We start from the raw sequence: 17,487 nt of genomic DNA, 5'->3' as shown, positions 1-17,487 counted from the left end.
CTTAAATCGATCAACGACAGCATAGTGGTTCCACTTGTCTTGAGCTAGGGTTACTGTAGATTTTCTATATTGCAGGGTAATGTGATAGTGAATGTTGTCCCCTTACCAACCTCGCTCTCCACAGAAATGGTGCCTTGATGAGCCTGAATTCCCTGCTTCACAATTGCTAAACCCAACCCAGTTCCCGCAATGTAATCGACATTTTTGGCTCGATAAAAAGGCTCAAATATGTTCTCTTGGTTCTCTTTTGGGATACCAATACCCTGATCCTGAATTTGCAGAATCAGATAATCTTCTTGATGACGGCATGAAACTCTTACATCCCCTCCCTCATGGGAATACTTGACTGCATTAAAGACTAGATTAGTCAAAATCTGCCTGACAATCATTTCGTCTAAAACAACATTAATCTTTTCTGGAGAAGCATCAAAAGAGATGTTGCACTGGGTTTGAGAAATAAGCTTTATTTGCTCTACTACATCTTGAACTAGCTCTGAAAAATCAAGCAAAGTAGGCTTAAAGGCTTGTTTAGCTTCCTCAACCTGACCAATAGCTAAAACTCCATCCATAAGCTCGGTCATAGTTTGAACCGCGTCTTGGATTCGCTGAAAAGCTTCATCTTTCTCTTTTCTGTCCCAAGTATGGCTGTAGTTCTTCAAGAGTTCAGCGTAGAGGACAATACTAGTCAGAGGGGTACGAAATTCGTGGGATGCCATGGAAATGAAGCGAGTTTTTAGCTCGCCCAGTTCTCGTTCTTTTTGAAGCGCTTTTTCAACAATCTCCTCTGCCTGTTTACGGTCTGTGATGTCAATGTGGGAGCCGGCCATTCGATAAGGTTTGCCTTGTTCGTCCCATAGGGCAACCGATCGAGATAAAACCCAGCGGTAAGTTCCATCTTTATGCTGGAGGCGGTACTCCAGGTCATAGGTCGGAATCTCGCGCTTCAGATAAGCGGTCAGGGCATTTTGTGCTCGTTGAACATCTTCAGGATGTAATCGCTCAAACCATTCTTCTAAGCAATTGGGAATTTCGTGATCTGCGTATCCCAAAATGTTCTTCCAACGAGGTGAAAAGAAGACCTCTTTAGTCTTCATATCCCAATCCCATATTCCCCCGCTAGAGCCAAGAGTTGCCAATTCAAACCGTTCTTGGCTAAGGCGTAGCTTTTCTCCAATCTGATGTACGTCTAAACTAATTTGAGCTAAGCTTGCCAAATCACGCCGTTGTTCAATTTGCCTTGCAACTTGACGGCTGATAATTTTCAAACTCTCAGTCTGCTCAACACTCAACTTTCGTGGCTCCTGATCTAGAACGCAAAGGGTACCGATCGCAGAGCCCTCGGAAGTCATTAACGGAGCACCTGCATAAAATCGAATATGCGGATCACCGGTAACTAAGGGGTTATCAGAAAACCGTTCATCAGTAGATGTGTCTGGCACTAAAAATAAATTGGATTGCAAAATAGCATGAGAGCAAAAAGCTATATCCCGATGCGTCTCGGTCATCAATAGCCCAACTCTAGATTTAAACCATTGGCGATCGGCATCAATTAAGCTAACAAGAGCGATCGAAGTGCCACAAATTTGAGAAGCTAGGCGAGTTAAATCATCAAAGCTATCTTCAGGAGCAGTATCAAGAATACTCAGACTATGTAAAACTTTTAGCCTTTCTGCTTCGTTATCGGGAAGAGGGGCGATTCTCATAGAACTCTGTTTTTTGTTTTGATTTTCAAGTCAAAGTGAATATTGTTGAGAATGCTTTAACTTGCTATAAACGCTTATCCTCGGCCAAGAAGGCTTCAAACTGTTCCACAGGAACAGCTGGGCTGAATAAGTAACCCTGAATTGCCTGACAACCTTGCTCTCGCAAAAAATTAAACTGTTCTTGAGTTTCTACGCCTTCAGCAATAACTCGTAACTTTAAGCCCCGAGCCATCGCAATTATTGTTGTAACAATCGTGGCATTTTGGGGAGCCTGAAAAACGTCGTTAATAAAAGAGCGATCGATTTTTAAAATATCAAGCGGTAGACGCTTAAGGTAATTTAAAGATGAGTAACCTGTACCGAAATCGTCGAGAGAGATCTTAATTCCTACAGCTTTTAACTCTCCTAGAATAGCGATCGCAGATTCTATATCATCCATCAAGCTGGTTTCAGTAAGCTCTAGCTCCAAGCAGTTTGGGTCGAGCTGGGTTTGTTTTAAGATCTGGGTAATAGTTTGAACTAGATCCGCTTGCCTCAATTGAAATGCTGATAAATTAACAGAAACTTTTAGGGGAATAGGATGGAGATCTTGCCAAGTACGAGTTTGAGTACAAACGGCTTCTAAGATCCAGTTGCCGATTTCAATAATGTGCCCTGTTTTTTCTGCGATCGGGATAAAGACATTTGGGTCAACCATCCCCAACTCAGGATGATGCCATCGCAGTAAAGCTTCGGCTCCCATGATGCGTCCAGTGATTAAATTAATTTTAGGCTGATAAAAAATTTGAAACTCAGAGTTTTCTAGAGCAGTGTTTAATCCCTTTTCTATTAAATTATTTTGTTCAGACTTAGCTCCCATTTCCACCTCGTAGAAATGATAGCTATCTTTTCGGGACTGCTTAGCAAAACCCATAGCCATTTCGGCATGGCTCAGCAATTTACCAAAATCACTTTGATCATCGGGATAGAGAGCAATGCCAATAGTAGCCTGCACCTGGATCTTATGGTCATTCAGCCAATAAGGGCTAGCCAGACTGGTTAAAATAGCCTTGACTTGATCCTCAACAGTTTTTTTGTCTAAGACGTTAACCAGAATCATGCTAAATACGTCAGCATTGATTCGAGCTACTATGTTTTCTTGGCCTGCAACTTCGAGCAGTCGTTCAGCTACGGCTTGAAGTAATAAATCCCCCGTTGAGTAACCGAACGTGCTGTTGACAGATTTAAATTGGCATAGGTTTATGCACAGAATCGCCATCACTTGCTGACGGCGTTTTGCTATTGCCAGAGCTTGCTGAAATTTTTGATATAGCAGAATACGGTTGGGCAGCTTAGTTAATGCATCCTGATATGCTAAGGAACTAATTTGATCCGTCGCACTCTTCATCTCTGCAATGTAGGGATCAACAATCGTATTTTTTTTGTGTAGCCGACTGGTAATTGCGTCTGCCAATTCAGCGGTTGTGAACGGCTTAGCAAGATAGTCGTCTGCACCCAAATTCATTCCTTTACGAATGTCTAATCTATCAGCCTTAGCCGATAAGAAAATGAATGGAATAACCATCATTTCCGGATCTTGATGCAAAATTTCATAGACCTGATAGCCATCTATCTCTGGCATCATAATATCGCAGACGATCAGGTCTGGAAAATGCATTTTTGCCAGGTCAACTCCAGTCTTGCCATTCTCCGCTCCAATTGCTTCAAAACCAAGACAGCTTAGAGACTGAACAATGCCTTTTCGAAGATCTTCAGTATCTTCAATGACTAGAATTTTTGCCATGGCTGCATCATCTTTTCCTACAACACTTTAACGTTCCCAGAAAACAGGTAAAACTACCGTTTCTAGCATGATAACTATATGAACAAGCAACCCTCGAGAAGCCTTGTAAAATATATTTATTCTTGACGGATGCACTGCATAAATGATTTTTAGCAGTTTTTGCTGAATCGAAATTTAAGCTACACCGCTGAACACGTATACATGTTAGGCCAAAAGAATCCTGATGGCAGTTTTATCGGTGGTGTACCAAGCCCTACTAGTCTGAGCTCAAGGCAAAAAGGTAGGACAAGTCAATAGAAGCCAGCCTGAAGTTTAAAGACTTGTATATTTTGATTAATGGAAGCTTTAACTTGGACGGCACCCCGACAAACTCTAGAATACCCAAGCGTTCGAGATAGGCTCATACCATCGCGATCTATTATCTATTGGATCGATTGACGGCATTAAGAACATCAAAGGCAAAAGTTTTTTGAGATGGTGGCACACTTCTGTCGACACGTTCCGAAGGCACCGAACACAGGCCAATCCCTTTTCTTAGATGGAGCTATCACGCTCTGGTATCCAAACTGAACTGCCTGCTTTGATCCAAGGCAGGCATAGCTACAGAGTTCGCATTTTGTTAGCGATCGCAACCCATCACCAAGGGTCAGCAGGATCAATCTCTTAGCGACATCGATCACATTGTAGATTCGTCTAGGGCTGCCACCACCTGATCGTAGATTTCGCGGGCGTGGTTGGGGCTCGTGCCAATGCAGGTGAGGCCAACCTTGCCGTACTCCGACAGGCAGCCCATTAGGTGAAAGGCGGCCCCCACACCGCTGATCGAGTTAAAGTGCAGCTGTTTAGCCACGATGATATCCATCAGGTCGCTGGGCAGCAGACCTTTGTAGTGAGGCTTTTGCAGGTTGTCGGAGGCGCGGTAGTAGCGCACCTGCTCTTGCTTGGTGTAAAACAGCCCGTCAGCCTGGTGAAAGCGCCCCTCGGTAAGCATTTTCATGGCCATGAGGGGATGGGTGGTGCCGCCTTTACGCAAGTTGATCTCGATCGCCTGGAGATCCCACTGAGGGGCTTTGGGGTCACCCTTGGCGACGGCAATAAAATCGACGCCGTAGCGCTCTAGGGCACCTTGGCGGGCCAGTTCTTCGCCAACGCGTTGGCCCATGTCTTGAATCTCAAGCCGGTAGTCGGGCCGAGCCGGGAAGGAGCAGCCGAGGAAGATCTGCCCATCGGGACCGCCCAATTCTTGGTCGTGGGTGGAGAGAATTTCGACCTCGCCGAGGGGGGTGATGCGGCCCTGCACGCTGGGAGATTCTTTGTGGTCACCTTCGATAAAGGCTTCGGCGATCGCCCCCAGCACGGGAATTTTGGCCGAGAAGTGCTCCCAGGTTTCGATATCACTCTGAAAGCTCAGGGTGTGGAAAGCTTCGGTTAAAGCCCGAACGCGATCGCCATGGCCCGCACTGTCCGGAGCAACAGCCGACAATTTCCGCAGATCTAAAAGCGCGTTACCTTCCCCCGAGAAGCCTTCGTTGAGCTTGATCACCATGCGCTTGAGGCTAGGGTCTTGCTCCCACACCTCGGCGGTGACCTTGGCTAGAGACGCTTCGTCGAACACTAGCTCACTGCCAATAGGGTGAGGAATGCCGCAGCGTCTAAAAATTTCGCGACTGCCGCTCTTGGTGCCCCAGTGCAGTAGATCGGGGTCGAGAGCCAGCAGAGGCAGCCCCAGGGCCAGGGCCAGATCGCGCTCCCAGGCGGTGGAGTTGTAGCAGGTCATGTAGGCGCGATCGGGATTGATCGCCTTGCGAATGCGGTTGAGCAGGCGGGGGCGTTCTAGCAGCTTTTGGCTGAGGGGCTTGCCCGAGCTGTCGTAGGCCGACAGCAGGGTGAGGCGATCGCGCGCGTGGGAACTAGGAATGCCCGGCAGCAGCTCTAGATAGTAATCAATAATGCTGGGGTGCAGCGGCTGGGAGGTGACATAGACCAAGTGCGTGTTTGGGTTGCGCAGCCGAATCAGCGAGAACAGCAGCCGTTCTTCGTAGTGGTTCACCCCCTCAATTTTCTGCAGCTCCTCCTGATCGAGGCTGAGCGAGGGCACCACCACCACATGCCGCTCCTGGGTGTCAAATTCGTCGGTTGAACACCAGCGATCGCGCAGCGTCTGCTGTAGTTGCTGAAAACTGGGCCCAGCCTGCAAGCGCACCGGTTCTGTAGCCATAGCCGCCTCGTTCGCCGTCACCATACTGACTACCCTCGCGATCGCTCAATCGTTTTTAGAATGAAATTGGCATGAAAGTTTCGCAATGAGACGAGTATAAACGAAAGCCTTTGTCAGCCCGCTCAGGCCTAGGCACAAGCGCCATTACTCCGCCCAGGATAAATATTTTCACACCAACATTGAGCCCCTGCTATCCCCACTAAGACATAGGATCCAGAGCTTTAGCTACCATTTCCACAGCAGGGGCTCAACCAACTACCGCTAGGGACTAACAGCCTTCTTCAAGCTGCGCCACCAGCAGCAACAGTTGGTCGATCTTTTGCCGCAGCACCGTGGCGGACTGGTTTGAATGGTTAATCACCAAGCTAAACACGAGGGGCTCGTAGTTGGGCGGCTGCACATAGCCTGACAGCGCAACGTTACCGGTCAGCGCCCCCGATTTACCCTGCAAACGACCTTCTAGCGCGGTGCCTCGTAGTCGACTGCTCAGGGTACCGGTCTGGCTCGCGATCGCCAGCGAATCTCGAAACACGGCCCCCTGAGGATGGGTAGTCATCACCTGGAGGGTCTCTACCAGCGCGATCGGTGACACCAGGTTGTGCCGCGATAGCCCAGAGCCGTCCGCCAGCCGCAGGGCTGTCGCATCTACTCCGATCTCTGCCAAGGCCGCTTTGACCGCCTCGCCCCCCGCCTGACTCGCCTCCGCGACATCGTCCCCCTCGGTGATATTCCCCCCTGCCGTCACCCCCAGGGTTTTGAACAGGGTCTCGGCGTAAAGGTTATCGCTATCGCGGTTGGCCAAGACCATAAGCTCCCGGACAGAGGGAGACTCTACCGCTGCCAATTCTGAGTCTGCGATCGGAGCTGAGGTTTGCACAATCACCGTTTGCCCCACTGCCACCGACTGCCGCTGAAGGGCTTGTTCCATGGCCGCCGCAAACTGCTGGGCTGGATTTAGCACCGCTAAGTTTAGGGTCTGAGGGTTGCTGCCTTGGGCCATCTGTCCCGTTACCCGCACCGTGGGTGCGTCTCCCGTGCGCCAAAGAGCTAAGGGTGTGGTGGGTGCTCCAGCCGCCACAGTTGTGGAATCGTTTACCACCGGCAGCGGGCCAGCGGGTAAGGGCTGGGGCCACACCACCGCTAGCGGACTGCCCACCTGGGTGGGGGACAGTTGTAGGGCGATCGCATTGCGGTTGAAAATCAGGCTGTTAACCGGAGCCGCGTAAGCAAACTGGGCGTCTTCCCATTCCCAGGTAGGGTTAGTGGCAAACCCTGGAAAATATGAGTCGTCGATGGTAAGGCGGCTAACCTGATTCACCCCAGCCTGGGTCAACTGCTGCACCAGACTATCGATCTGTGCCGTTGTCAAACTGGGGTCCCCCCGTCCCACTACCCGCAGCGCGGTGCTTCCCCCCGATTCAGGAGTGCCATATACAGAGGTGCGCAGGCGGTAGTATCCCCCCAGTTGGTGAGCCGCCGCCGCCGTGGTCAGCAGTTTGATGTTAGAGGCTGGCGTAAAGAGGCGATCGCCGTTGCGGTTGTAGAGCGTACGGCGATTTTGCCCCTGGGTTTGCAGCACCATCCCGGTGTAGGCCTGGTCTAGAGGAGACTGGTTAAAGGCGCTGTCTAACTGAGTGGTCAACTGGGCTGGGCATAGGGCTGCAAAAGCAGCGGCAGTGGGAAAGGTTGTGCTCAACAGACCTAGAGCAATCCCTAGGCCAACAGACTCAATCCGTGGAAGTTTCACCATGGGCAAACCTATCAAACCTGCCTAGCATTCAAACTAGCCCCTAAAACCGCGATGGCGCTTTTGCAGGGTTTCGACCTGGGCTGCAATCGCCGGATCGTACAGCCGCAGATAGTTCCAGTAGCCGCCAAACACCGATTGCACATAGCCCTTCGTCTCGGGGTACGGAATTTTCTCGGCAAAGTCGTCGGCATCAACAAAGCCGCCCTTGTTGATCCAGCTCGCCACAGCGCCCGGTCCAGCGTTGTAGCTGGCCACTGCAAACAGCGAGTGGTTGTCGTACTCGGCGTGAGTGTAGTCGAGGTACCAGGTGCCCAGCTTAACGTTGTCTTCAGGGTTGTTGAGGTCATAGCTCTCTAGCCCCGCTTTCCCCTTAATCCACTCGGCGGTGGCTGGCATCACCTGCATCAGGCCCGCCGCCCCCACCCCAGAGCGAATTTTGGCCTCAAAGCGCGACTCCTGACGCATGAGTGCCGCCACCAGCAGAGGGTTGAGCTGACGCTCTGCCGCCCAGGTGGTAATCAAACCTTTGTAGGGCATCGGATAGACACCATGCCAAAAGTCGGGGCGCTGCTTGAGCTCGCGAACTACCTCAATGTCTTTGGGATCCTCGGCCAGGCTAAGGCTCGATACCTGGTAAATGCCGTTGATGTTGTCGTTAGTCCCCAACCGCATCAGCCCATCGACAAACTGTTCTTCCGGCGTTGGGTCTTGGTAGTTGACGTACTCCATCTGCCACTGCTCCCAGGCTCGCTGGTCTTGCCCCAGCAGGTAAAGCTCTTGTAGTGTGTTAGAACCCGTGGGCAGGGGAGTGCGCTGGGCAGGCGGAGTCACCGCCGGAGTCTGCGATCGCACCGATTGAAAGTCGCCCACATTCCAGCCCAGGGCGACCGCCGACCGCCAGGCGTAGTACGACTCCGGATGGCGGGCAATCACGCTTTCGAGGGCAGTTTGCGCCACCTCATTCTGGCCTAACTGCCGGCCCCATTTGCCTACCCAGTAGCCAGCATCGGCAGCCAGATCACTGTCGGGGCTGTACTTGAGCACGTCGCCACCCCAGCTGACGGCCATGGTCAGGTCACCCTGCTCGGCGGCATTGAGGGCATTTTGCAGGCGAATGTCGGCTGCTGCATCGGAGTCTCGATACTCCTTGAGAATCAGCTCACGGGTGCCCTGAGCTGATTCAGTGCTGTTTAACTTGTCGAGAATTTTGGCCCGCTCCAGCAGTGCTGCCGCCGCCCGATCGGGAAAGCGGCTGACCACCTGATCGAGCACCCCGAGGGCCGCTTCGTCGGGCACACTCTGGGCCAGACGCAACAGCCCGGTGGCGGTTTCGGGCGCGTCGGGAAACTGCTGATCGAGCCTACTGTAGAGGGCGATCGCGCGATCGCGCTGGCCGCTCACTTGGGCTCCTCGTGCCGCCCGGTAGAGGTTGCGGGGCGACGGCGGGGCCTGGGCGTAGGCCGTCCCTGCGTTGCCATAGCTGTCGATTCGCCAAAATCCAAAGCCTACGGTCTGCCAATCTTCCGGGCTGAGCTGGCTAGCAAACTCAGTTTTGAGCCGCAGCAGAGCCGCCCCAGCATTGGGGTGATACAGCCCGGCTCGCGCCATAATCATCAGCAACGGGAGGGTGTCCGCGCGATTGGGATCAGCGGTCAGTCGCTGGTGGGCCACTTCCACCGCTTTGGGGTGGTTGGGGAACTGCTGCACCAAGCGATCCCAGTAGGCCGGGTCTTGCTGACCCAGTTCAAAGAGCAGCAGGGCGATCGCGCCATTCTTCTCATACTCTTTCAGCAGGCGCTGCTGGGTTTGCTGGGCGGCCTCGGCCTGCCCCGCCGCTCGCTGGGCCTGAGCTAGCGCCAGCGCCACGTAGGGGGCCATCGCCGGGTACTCTTTCTCCAGCCCCTCTAGCAGGGGAATCGCACTACCGCCGCGATCTTGGGCAATTAAATCTAGCGCCAGCAGATAGCGCGCTCGGCTTTGGCTGAGCGCATCTCCCCCATCGGCCAGGGCCACCAGCGCCTCTTGGCGCTGCTCAGCAGGCTGTAGGGCGAGGGCCAGCACCGGGTCATCGGCATCTAAAGCCGGCGATCGCCCCAGGCCCGGCAGCAGTGATTCTTCCAAAATTGTTGTGGAGTCACCCGGTGACGACACCGTATTCACCAGGGCAGCGGCCATCCCCAAAGATAGGGCACCAAGCCCCGCGATCGCCACCAGGGGCAGCTTCGCCTTTAACCGTTTCACCATGGCACGTCCATGCACTCTAGATAAGGGTTGTAGTCGAAAAATTAGCCCGTGGCGCAGCGGGGCAGCCGAAGTAAAATTTCTCCTTGGCTGACCCATGCCGTTATATCTTACCTAGCCAATTCGGGATTGATGACTTCACCCGCCCTCTCCCCGCCAGAGGCTGCCTAAGGTTTATAGTAAACAGAGCATATTAGCCCCAAGGTTGAATGGAATTTCACGCCTCTAACACCCCCCTTCTAGACTGGTCTGGCGACGCCCTCATTATTGGCCTCAGCGAAGACGCCCTGCCCCTTACCGGCACAGTGGCCGAGCTCAACAGTCGCGTCTCTGGCCTGCTGCAAGACCTGATCGACGATGTTGAGTTCACCGGCAAAGATGGGTCTACCGCCATCACTCGCGTGGGCGGTGGGGCCAGCTTCCGCAAGCTAGGGCTGATTGGCCTAGGGGCGAGTAACACCATGACTGCCGAAACGTTGCGCCGCGCCGCCGCTGCCGCCGCCCGCCTTGCCAAAAAAGAAAAATCGGCCTCCCTCGGCCTGAGCATGCCCGTAGTGCAGAACGATCCGGCCCTTACTGCCCAGGCCCTAGCTGAAGGCGTCAGCCTGGCCCTGCACCAAGACAACCGCTTCAAGTCAGAGGATAAGAACGGCAAAGCCACTGTCGAACAGGTTCATCTGCTCGATTTAGCTGGGCAAGAAAGCAGTCTTCAAACCGCTCAGGCCATCTGTGACGGCGTTATTTTAGCCCGTGAGCTGGTGTCGGCTCCGGCTAACATTGTCACCCCAGAAGCCCTGGCCCAAACCGCCCAAGACATCGCTACAGGCCATGGCCTAGAGCTAGAGATTCTAGAGCAAGCCGATTGCGAAGCGCTAGGCATGGGCGCCTATCTAGGAGTAGCCAAAGCCTCCGACCTGCCAGCCAAGTTCATTCACCTCACCTACAAACCTGCCGGTGCACCCGCTCGCAAGCTGGCCATCATCGGTAAGGGCCTCACCTTTGACTCCGGCGGTCTTAATATCAAAGGTGCAGGCAGCGGCATCGAGATGATGAAAATCGACATGGGCGGCGCTGCCGCTATGCTCGGGGCCGCCAAGGCGATCGCCCAGCTCAAGCCCAACACCGAAGTTCACTTTATCAGTGCCGCCGCCGAGAATATGATCAGCGGTCGAGCCATGCGCCCCGGCGACATTCTTACCGCCTCTAATGGCAAAACCATTGAAGTCAACAACACCGACGCCGAGGGCCGCCTCACCCTGGCCGATGCCCTGGTGTTTGCCGAAAAGCTGGGCGTAGATGCGATCGTTGACTTGGCTACCCTCACCGGAGCCTGCATCATTGCCCTAGGCGACGATATTGCCGGACTGTTTAGCGAAAACGAGGAGCTAGCAGGGGCGATCGCTGCTGCCGCCGAAGCCGCTGGCGAAAAGTTCTGGCGTCTGCCCATGGAAGAAAAGTACTTCGACGGGCTCAAGTCCATTGTGGCCGACATGAAAAACACCGGTCCCCGCCCCGGCGGATCTATCACAGCTGCCCTCTTCCTTAAGCAGTTTGTTACCTCCACTCCCTGGGTTCACCTCGACGTAGCCGGGCCGGTGTGGACCGAGAAAGAAAGCGGTTACAACAACCCTGGCGGAACGGGATTTGGGGTACGCACCCTGGTGCATTGGGTGCTTAGGCAAGAAGCTTAGACAACTCTAATCTAACTACGTTGGTCGGTAACCCCGCGACCTTGATGATACGGACGAGCATCATCAAGGTCGCGGGGTTATTCTTATCTGTTCATCTATTGATATGTTGACTACAGATCTACATTGAGCGGAACAAACCATTTCTAAGCTCGTCTTAGCCTTGAGCACATACGCGATACGCCACAAAGTAGTGAGTTAATCCGAAATTACTAAAATCACTGACATTTCAAGCGGCTCCTGTGCTTAAAAACACTTAATAAGCCATGTTCCCTGTGCTAAAACACAGTAAATCAGATAGACCTCGCCGCAACTCTGTTGAGCTTTGAGTTCTCTGTTCCATTTAAGCAGTGGTTAATCAGGGCATCACCTTTTTACCTTTTGGTTAAATGTGAGAGTTTTTTATTTGTAGTCGTTTTAGTAGCAAGTTATTAATTCTTAGTCAGTGCTGTTCTGAACGATCTAATTCTTTGTATCTCTACGTCAGCGCTCTAAGCCTCTATAATTTTTCCAGATACTTAGAGTTTTTTAGGTGCCCATTATCTTAATTAACTAGCCGTGCTTAGCTTTTTTCCAGGCAAACTTCAGGCTGGAAAGACCTATTTAAATTGGTTTAAAGGGTCGTCTTTAGGAACTTGAGGTTTCATCCTAAAGGTAGTTATTTTCCTCCCAGTTTTAGCTGTAGATTTATTCCCAACATGCAATTCGTCGGCTCGATGAATACAATCATGGTTTTAAAAGTGAGCACACCGCCTTAACTATTCTTGCTTTTGATGAAACCCAGATGATTACTCCAGAGGTGTCATCGCTGTCTATTTGTGTTGTCTCATTGGAATAAGCCCATGAAGTTCACCGATTATTTTGACCGCATTGCGATCGTCTATCTACCGGAGCGGAAACGACGGTTGAGAAGTATTCAGCGCCAGGTCAAACGCTTGGGCATAGAAAACAAAGTGCAATGGTTTCAGGGTCTAAAGTTCGATGATGCGGGACAATTTCCCAAGGCCAGTGTGAGGGGCTGCGTCATGAGCAACTATGAGTTGCTTCGCAAAGCTGCTGATGACAACGTTGAACGTCTCCTGCTATTTCAAGAAGACTGTGTACTCAGCCAACGCCTGATTCGCCAAGAGTCAGCAATCTTAGATGAACTCACCGATCGCCGCTGGGATTTTGCTTACTTTGGGTGTCAGCCCTACTCCAACGACATGGCCAACGGTAAGAAAACAACCATTGCCCCCACGCCCGATCGCTTTTTCTCCCAAATTAGGGTTCGCCAAAACATTCGTGAAACCCATTTTTGGACTTGCCAAGGCCGGGCCATTCCCAAACTTGTTGAATTTATGGAAGCATCCTTCGATCGCCCTGTGAATCACCCAGACTGTGGACCCATGTATTTTGATGGATACATGAACGAGATTCGCTATCGCAACCCAGACCTAGTTACCCTGGCTGCTGCACCTAATTTAGGTTGGCCCTTAAGCAGCGTAAGCAACCTTAACCCGGGCAGATTAGACCGCATTCCTGGGGTGTCTTCAGCTTTGCATGTTGTTCGAGGAACCAAGAATTTTTGCTTAGAAACAGCAGACTTTGTTCGTCACAGCTTAACGCCTAGCGATCAGCAAGTTGGTTAAAGCTTTGCCAAGCCCCGTCTGCCCTAGTGCTATTTAGGCGTCCTGTAGGCATTGCATCTTGTTCGGCATCCTGCAGGTTGCGAAACAGAGGTAGACAAAAGATAGTGCTTCTTAGTAAGCCTAGTAGCACTCGACCCTAGAGCAGTAGGAAACTGCTCTAGGGTTCAGTTGTAAGAAACCGTCTAGGTGTGAGGTGGGCTACTGCTAGCGATAAACTGATCGGCTATCATGGCAGCAAATATTGCCCCTGAAAGCCCCAGGATAAAGCTTCTGGCTTCCTAGCCTACTGGTGCAATACCTAAAACACCTTGGCATTTTGGTTCGGAGAGACTCGTGACTATCTACATTGGGAACTTGTCCTTTCAGGCTTCTGAGGACGACATCAAAAGCATTTTCGCTGAATACGGTGAGGTCACCCGTATTAGCCTACCTATCGATCGCGAAACCGGTCGCAAGCGTGGCTTTGCATTTGTCGACATGGCTGACGAAGCTAAAGAAGACCAGGCTATTTCTGAGCTGGATGGAGCCGAGTGGCTAGGTCGCGAACTGCGCGTTAACAAGGCCCGTCCCCGCACCGACAATGGCAGTGCCGATCGCTCCAATCGCAGCGATCGGTTCTCCCACAACCCGCTCTAAACCAGTATCTCTGACCCTTAGCCATAGATGCAGGTAGCTCTGCGCGGAGTTGTATTAGTTGCTGGGTAAGAGGGTTATTTCAACGGTCTTGCCACAGCAGGCTTTAAACCGTGGTTTTACGCTATTCTTCATCCACTGCCGTTGGTTGAACAGGATAGCTATGGGACGGTGGCACTGGGTACTTTTTCCGCTAGGGCTACTGGTTGGCTTAGGCGCATTGCTGTTGCTAGCCGACTCATTGCTGCGCCTCTACACCTTGTTAGCACTAGTGTCGCCCCTGCTAGCTCGGGCAACGCTGAGCATAGTGACAATTCTTGGCCTAGCATCGCTAGGGGTTGTCATCCACCGGCTGTGGCCTTTTTTGCGTCCTCGCCGACGTCGCTATCTTCAAACCCCTCGTCATGCTGAAGAGGCGGCAACGGTCAACCTACTTGCTGTACAGCGCCAGGTTGAACAAATTCAAGACCAGGTAGCCCGTCAAGCGCTACAGCAAAAAGCATTAAATCTACAGTCAGAGCTAAATACCCGTCCTCTAGTCATTGCCGTCTTTGGAGTGGGGTCAGCGGGAAAAACAGCGCTAATCAACGGGCTTTTAGGGCAATCCATCGGTGAGATCGGCGCCGCTATGGGCACAACACAAGTTCAGCACACCTATGCTTGGACGATACCCAACAGTTCTAGAAACATTCAAATTATAGATACGCCCGGTATTGCAGAAGTCGGCATTGCTGGCACAGAGCGGGAAGCAGAAGCTCGCAGAACCGCGACCGAAGCCGATTTAGTTATATTTGTGCTTGACGACGACCTGCGGCAAGCAGAATATACTGTCTTGAAAACGTTGATGGACGTAGGCAAGCGGGTGTTGGTAGTGCTCAACAAGGCCGATCGCTACGTTGAAGCCGACTTAGGAGCATTGCTAGACCGTCTGCGATCGCGCCTTGTGCCACCCCTCAACCCCGATGATGTCATTGCCGTAGCGGCACTACCCCAGCCACTGCCCCAGGTAGGGGGTGGTTGGCTGCAAATGCAGCCTAATCTCTTACCCCTACAGACACGTCTCGCCGACCTACTCCGCCAAGAAGGCGAGACCCTAATCGCTGACAACCTGTTGCTACAAACCCAGCAGCTTGGAGAAACAGCTCGGCAGATGATCAATGACCAAAGGCAGATCCAAGCCGAGACAATTATCGACCGCTACCAGTGGCTTGGAGCGGGGGCGATCGCAGTTACCCCCCTGCCCGGCCTTGACTTTTTAGCTACAGCCGTTATCAATGCCCAAATGGTTGTTGAACTGAGTCAAGTTTATGGCTGTGAGGTCAGCCTAGAAGAAGGAAAAGCCCTGGCTCTATCAGTAGCTAAAACACTAGCCGGTCTAGGGTTAGTCAAAGGCACTGTAGACCTATTAGCCATAGGATTGCAAACCAATTTAGCCACCGTGATTGCCGGGCGCGCACTAAAAGGAGCCAGCGGTGCTTACCTAACCCGTATTGCCGGCAAAAGCTTTGTAGAGTATTTTCGCCACAATCAAAGTTGGGGAGACGATGGGATGGGTGCGGTTGTCGAGCAGCAATTTCGCCTCAACCAGCGCGATGCAGTCATGAAAGCGTTTATCAAAGAGGCAATTGCTCGAATTGCACCAACAGCCCAAGGGTAGCTCTAAAGAAAACCCCGCAATCCTTTTTCAGCAAGCTGATCAACCGGAGAACAGCCAACTTTCCGGGCATACTACAGGGCAGCCATATCTATTCACTTCCGCCAGCCCTAAATTCGGTTACTTAACCGACAGGGCTGGCTTTTTATTGAGCTTCAGAGGTTCTACCCCAACCCCGAATCCTCAAAGTCAGGACAGTCAATAGCAGATTCTGACAAAGCAATCTTGGGATGTATAGGGCACTTCAAGCGATGGTCGTTGGTAAAGTAGCGGCACTCTGCACAGGGAATTTTGTGCATCACTGTTGCTCGGTTTACCCCATCTCGTATGGTTATCACCAGATTCCAAAGAGTTAGTCCTATCATCAACCAAGCCACAACAAAGCAGAAAGGCACTAGCGCAACCTGCACTAGCGACACTAACCACACTGGCAAAGCCATGAGTTGTAGCACCATAATTCAAAGATTGAAATTCATTTTCTCAGCTTCAGCTATCATTTTAGGCTTGGTGCTCACTGTGATCCACAAATTATTGAATCTAGATGTCCTGCAATACAGCGTTAAGAGAGTTAAATGCTGCTGTGTTACTTCAGGTCCTTAGGGTTGATTGCCTTCAGTTGCGATCGCTAACTGCACTCCAGGTAAAGCCCGTAGCTGATCCATAACCGCCACAACCTGCCCATGACTCACTGATTGGTCTGCTCGAATTACCACAAGGCCACCGTCAGACAGAATACCCAAGGTCTGAATCGCCTCCAGAAGCTGCTCATCTGTTACCGCACGAGCGCCCACAAACAGCTCACCAGCCGCATTCAAAGACACCACAACTTGGCGTTGGTCTTGAGTTTCCGCTGTTTCTGCCCCCGGCAGCGCTACCGGCAGCCCCTCATTGCGGCTCAAAAACAAACTAGAAAGAATAAAAAACGTCAGCACCGCGAAAACCACGTCAATCATCGGCACAATATTAATCTGCACAGGTGTTTCCGGGTCTTCAGGGAGGTGCATAGTTAGAACTTTGAATAAAGCGTGAGCATTTTTGAAGAACTAAGCAGCTTGAATTTTGTGTAACAACTTTTCAGCCACCATATCATCAACCGGCATTACAGATAAACGATTGCCTTGTCGCACCACCCATAACTCCTCAGGAGAAAACGTTTTCCGAAGCTCGTCTAAAGAAATGACAGATTTGAAGGTTTCTAAATAACCAACTGTCACGGTATGCCAGCGTGGTTTTTCCCTAAGCGATTTTGGGTCATAGTATTTGCTTTCCCGATCAAACTGGGTAGGATCAACTACATTGATTTCTACAACTTCCATCAAGCCTACAATTCCCGGTGGCTTAGTGTTTGAGTGATAGAAAAAAGCTTTGTCCCCTAAAGCCATGCTGGCAATAAAGTTACGAGCCTGATAGTTACGCACCCCATCCCAAATTTCAGTGCGATCGCGCCTTAGATCTTCAATACTATAAGCATCAGGTTCAGACTTCATCAACCAGTAAGCCATCGCCAATCACATTCTTTAATAAAGCTATTTGAACATTCCCATGGACCATTAGCATAGCTTGCCTTCCACCTGTGGCTGCATGCTCAAGCCTAAGAGTTATCGCCCGCTGCGGACGTTCACACATACGCTCTGCCCACTCAATTGCTAGCACACCAGGAGGCACCTCATCTCCTTCACAGTAAATTTCCTCTAGTTCCAGTGCATCTACTTGACTCGTCTCCAAACGATACAAGTCTACGTGGTAAAGAGGAATACGCCCTTCCAAATACTCATTAACAAGAGTAAACGTAGGACTACTAATCGGCTCCGCAATTCCAAGACCTGCACCGAGCCCCTGCACCAGTGTTGTCTTCCCGGCACCTAGATCTCCAAATAGGAGCAATATCGTTCCTTCAGGACAGCATTGCCCTAACTTATAACCAAGCTCATAAGTTGCATCGTGATCTGGCAAATCAACAATAGAGGAAAAGAGCTTACTCATCAACAAGGAAACCTCGACATAGCCCTCGATTCACTAAACATAGCCTCAAAATAGAACCCCTCCAAGCACTCCGAGGAGCAGTTGAAGGGGTTCAAGTAAGGACCTGGCATCGAGCTATTTTGACAAGGGGCAACCCCCTCACTATCTTCGCCGCAGCTGCGTTTCACGACTGAGTTCGGGATGGGTCAGAGTGGGACCACAGC

At 51.5% G+C, this 17,487-nt stretch carries 12 protein-coding genes and 1 rRNA gene; 4 read left to right on the top strand and 9 right to left on the bottom strand.

Translation table 11 applies throughout. The annotated features are described in order from the left end of the window. Nucleotides 1–50 precede the first annotated feature (50 nt). The 5 genes from NC979_RS00060 to NC979_RS00040 all read right to left on the bottom strand — a co-directional run bounded on the left by NC979_RS00060 (nt 51) and on the right by NC979_RS00040 (nt 9,698). Nucleotides 51–1,703, bottom strand: coding sequence for an ATP-binding protein (locus NC979_RS00060; RefSeq protein ID WP_190522581.1), 1,653 nt, complete (start codon nt 1,701–1,703; stop codon nt 51–53). 64 nt (nt 1,704–1,767) lie between these two features. After that, complete coding sequence (locus NC979_RS00055; protein WP_190522579.1) at nt 1,768–3,486, bottom strand: EAL domain-containing response regulator; 1,719 nt, start codon at nt 3,484–3,486, stop codon at nt 1,768–1,770. Nucleotides 3,487–4,162: 676 nt separating this feature from the next. Next, a complete protein-coding gene (locus tag NC979_RS00050) occupies nt 4,163–5,728 on the bottom strand; it encodes a peptide ligase PGM1-related protein (RefSeq protein WP_190522577.1) in 1,566 nt (521 codons plus the stop codon). A 244-nt stretch (nt 5,729–5,972) separates the two neighbouring features. Further along, complete coding sequence (gene dacB, locus NC979_RS00045) at nt 5,973–7,454, bottom strand: D-alanyl-D-alanine carboxypeptidase/D-alanyl-D-alanine endopeptidase (protein WP_190522575.1); 1,482 nt, start codon at nt 7,452–7,454, stop codon at nt 5,973–5,975. 33 nt (nt 7,455–7,487) lie between these two features. Continuing rightward, nucleotides 7,488–9,698, bottom strand: coding sequence for a lytic transglycosylase domain-containing protein (locus NC979_RS00040; RefSeq protein ID WP_190522573.1), 2,211 nt, complete (start codon nt 9,696–9,698; stop codon nt 7,488–7,490). Nucleotides 9,699–9,904: 206 nt separating this feature from the next. On the opposite strand from NC979_RS00040, the gene NC979_RS00035 reads away from it, so the two are divergent. The 4 genes from NC979_RS00035 to NC979_RS00020 all read left to right on the top strand — a co-directional run bounded on the left by NC979_RS00035 (nt 9,905) and on the right by NC979_RS00020 (nt 15,304). After that, entirely contained in the window at nt 9,905–11,386 is a 1,482-nt protein-coding gene (locus NC979_RS00035; protein ID WP_190522571.1) for a leucyl aminopeptidase, read from the top strand. An 839-nt stretch (nt 11,387–12,225) separates the two neighbouring features. Beyond that, the gene (locus NC979_RS00030; protein ID WP_190522570.1) at nt 12,226–13,014 is read left to right on the top strand and encodes a hypothetical protein; all 789 of its coding nucleotides are present in this window, start codon (nt 12,226–12,228) and stop codon (nt 13,012–13,014) included. A gap of 333 nt (nt 13,015–13,347) precedes the next feature. Then, nucleotides 13,348–13,650, top strand: coding sequence for an RNA-binding regulator (gene rbp, locus NC979_RS00025; RefSeq protein WP_190522569.1), 303 nt, complete (start codon nt 13,348–13,350; stop codon nt 13,648–13,650). A gap of 160 nt (nt 13,651–13,810) precedes the next feature. Continuing rightward, nucleotides 13,811–15,304: a YcjF family protein gene (locus NC979_RS00020; RefSeq protein WP_190522568.1), complete on the top strand. Its 1,494-nt coding sequence runs from the start codon at nt 13,811–13,813 to the stop codon at nt 15,302–15,304. Nucleotides 15,305–15,897: 593 nt separating this feature from the next. Here NC979_RS00020 and NC979_RS00015 read toward each other — a convergent pair. From NC979_RS00015 to rrf, 4 genes are all read right to left on the bottom strand, one after another. Continuing rightward, nucleotides 15,898–16,305: an ExbD/TolR family protein gene (locus NC979_RS00015; protein ID WP_190522567.1), complete on the bottom strand. Its 408-nt coding sequence runs from the start codon at nt 16,303–16,305 to the stop codon at nt 15,898–15,900. Nucleotides 16,306–16,344: 39 nt separating this feature from the next. Next, nucleotides 16,345–16,803, bottom strand: coding sequence for an EVE domain-containing protein (locus NC979_RS00010; protein ID WP_190522566.1), 459 nt, complete (start codon nt 16,801–16,803; stop codon nt 16,345–16,347). Further along, nucleotides 16,778–17,284, bottom strand: coding sequence for a tRNA (adenosine(37)-N6)-threonylcarbamoyltransferase complex ATPase subunit type 1 TsaE (gene tsaE, locus NC979_RS00005; RefSeq protein WP_190522565.1), 507 nt, complete (start codon nt 17,282–17,284; stop codon nt 16,778–16,780). Before tsaE ends, NC979_RS00010 begins: the two co-directional genes overlap by 26 nt. 101 nt (nt 17,285–17,385) lie before the next feature. Next, nucleotides 17,386–17,487 (bottom strand): 5S ribosomal RNA (rrf, locus tag NC979_RS25255); the annotation flags it as partial.

This window comes from Leptolyngbya subtilissima AS-A7, from assembly GCF_039962255.1.
Taxonomy (GTDB): domain Bacteria; phylum Cyanobacteriota; class Cyanobacteriia; order Phormidesmidales; family Phormidesmidaceae; genus Nodosilinea.
Note: the sequence above shows the minus strand (reverse complement) of the source record. Positions and strands in the feature narration are given on the sequence as shown.

Excerpts from the sequence above, each read along its gene's own strand:
- NC979_RS00060 (WP_190522581.1), bottom strand. The coding sequence starts at position 1,703 with ATGAGAATCGCCCCTCTTCCCGATAACGAAGCAGAAAGGCTAAAAGTT.
- NC979_RS00055 (WP_190522579.1), bottom strand. The coding sequence starts at position 3,486 with ATGGCAAAAATTCTAGTCATTGAAGATACTGAAGATCTTCGAAAAGGC.
- NC979_RS00050 (WP_190522577.1), bottom strand. The coding sequence starts at position 5,728 with ATGGTGACGGCGAACGAGGCGGCTATGGCTACAGAACCGGTGCGCTTG.
- dacB (WP_190522575.1), bottom strand. The coding sequence starts at position 7,454 with ATGGTGAAACTTCCACGGATTGAGTCTGTTGGCCTAGGGATTGCTCTA.
- NC979_RS00040 (WP_190522573.1), bottom strand. The coding sequence starts at position 9,698 with ATGGTGAAACGGTTAAAGGCGAAGCTGCCCCTGGTGGCGATCGCGGGG.
- NC979_RS00035 (WP_190522571.1), top strand. The coding sequence starts at position 9,905 with ATGGAATTTCACGCCTCTAACACCCCCCTTCTAGACTGGTCTGGCGAC.
- NC979_RS00030 (WP_190522570.1), top strand. The coding sequence starts at position 12,226 with ATGAAGTTCACCGATTATTTTGACCGCATTGCGATCGTCTATCTACCG.
- NC979_RS00020 (WP_190522568.1), top strand. The coding sequence starts at position 13,811 with ATGGGACGGTGGCACTGGGTACTTTTTCCGCTAGGGCTACTGGTTGGC.
- NC979_RS00015 (WP_190522567.1), bottom strand. The coding sequence starts at position 16,305 with ATGCACCTCCCTGAAGACCCGGAAACACCTGTGCAGATTAATATTGTG.
- NC979_RS00010 (WP_190522566.1), bottom strand. The coding sequence starts at position 16,803 with ATGGCTTACTGGTTGATGAAGTCTGAACCTGATGCTTATAGTATTGAA.
- tsaE (WP_190522565.1), bottom strand. The coding sequence starts at position 17,284 with ATGAGTAAGCTCTTTTCCTCTATTGTTGATTTGCCAGATCACGATGCA.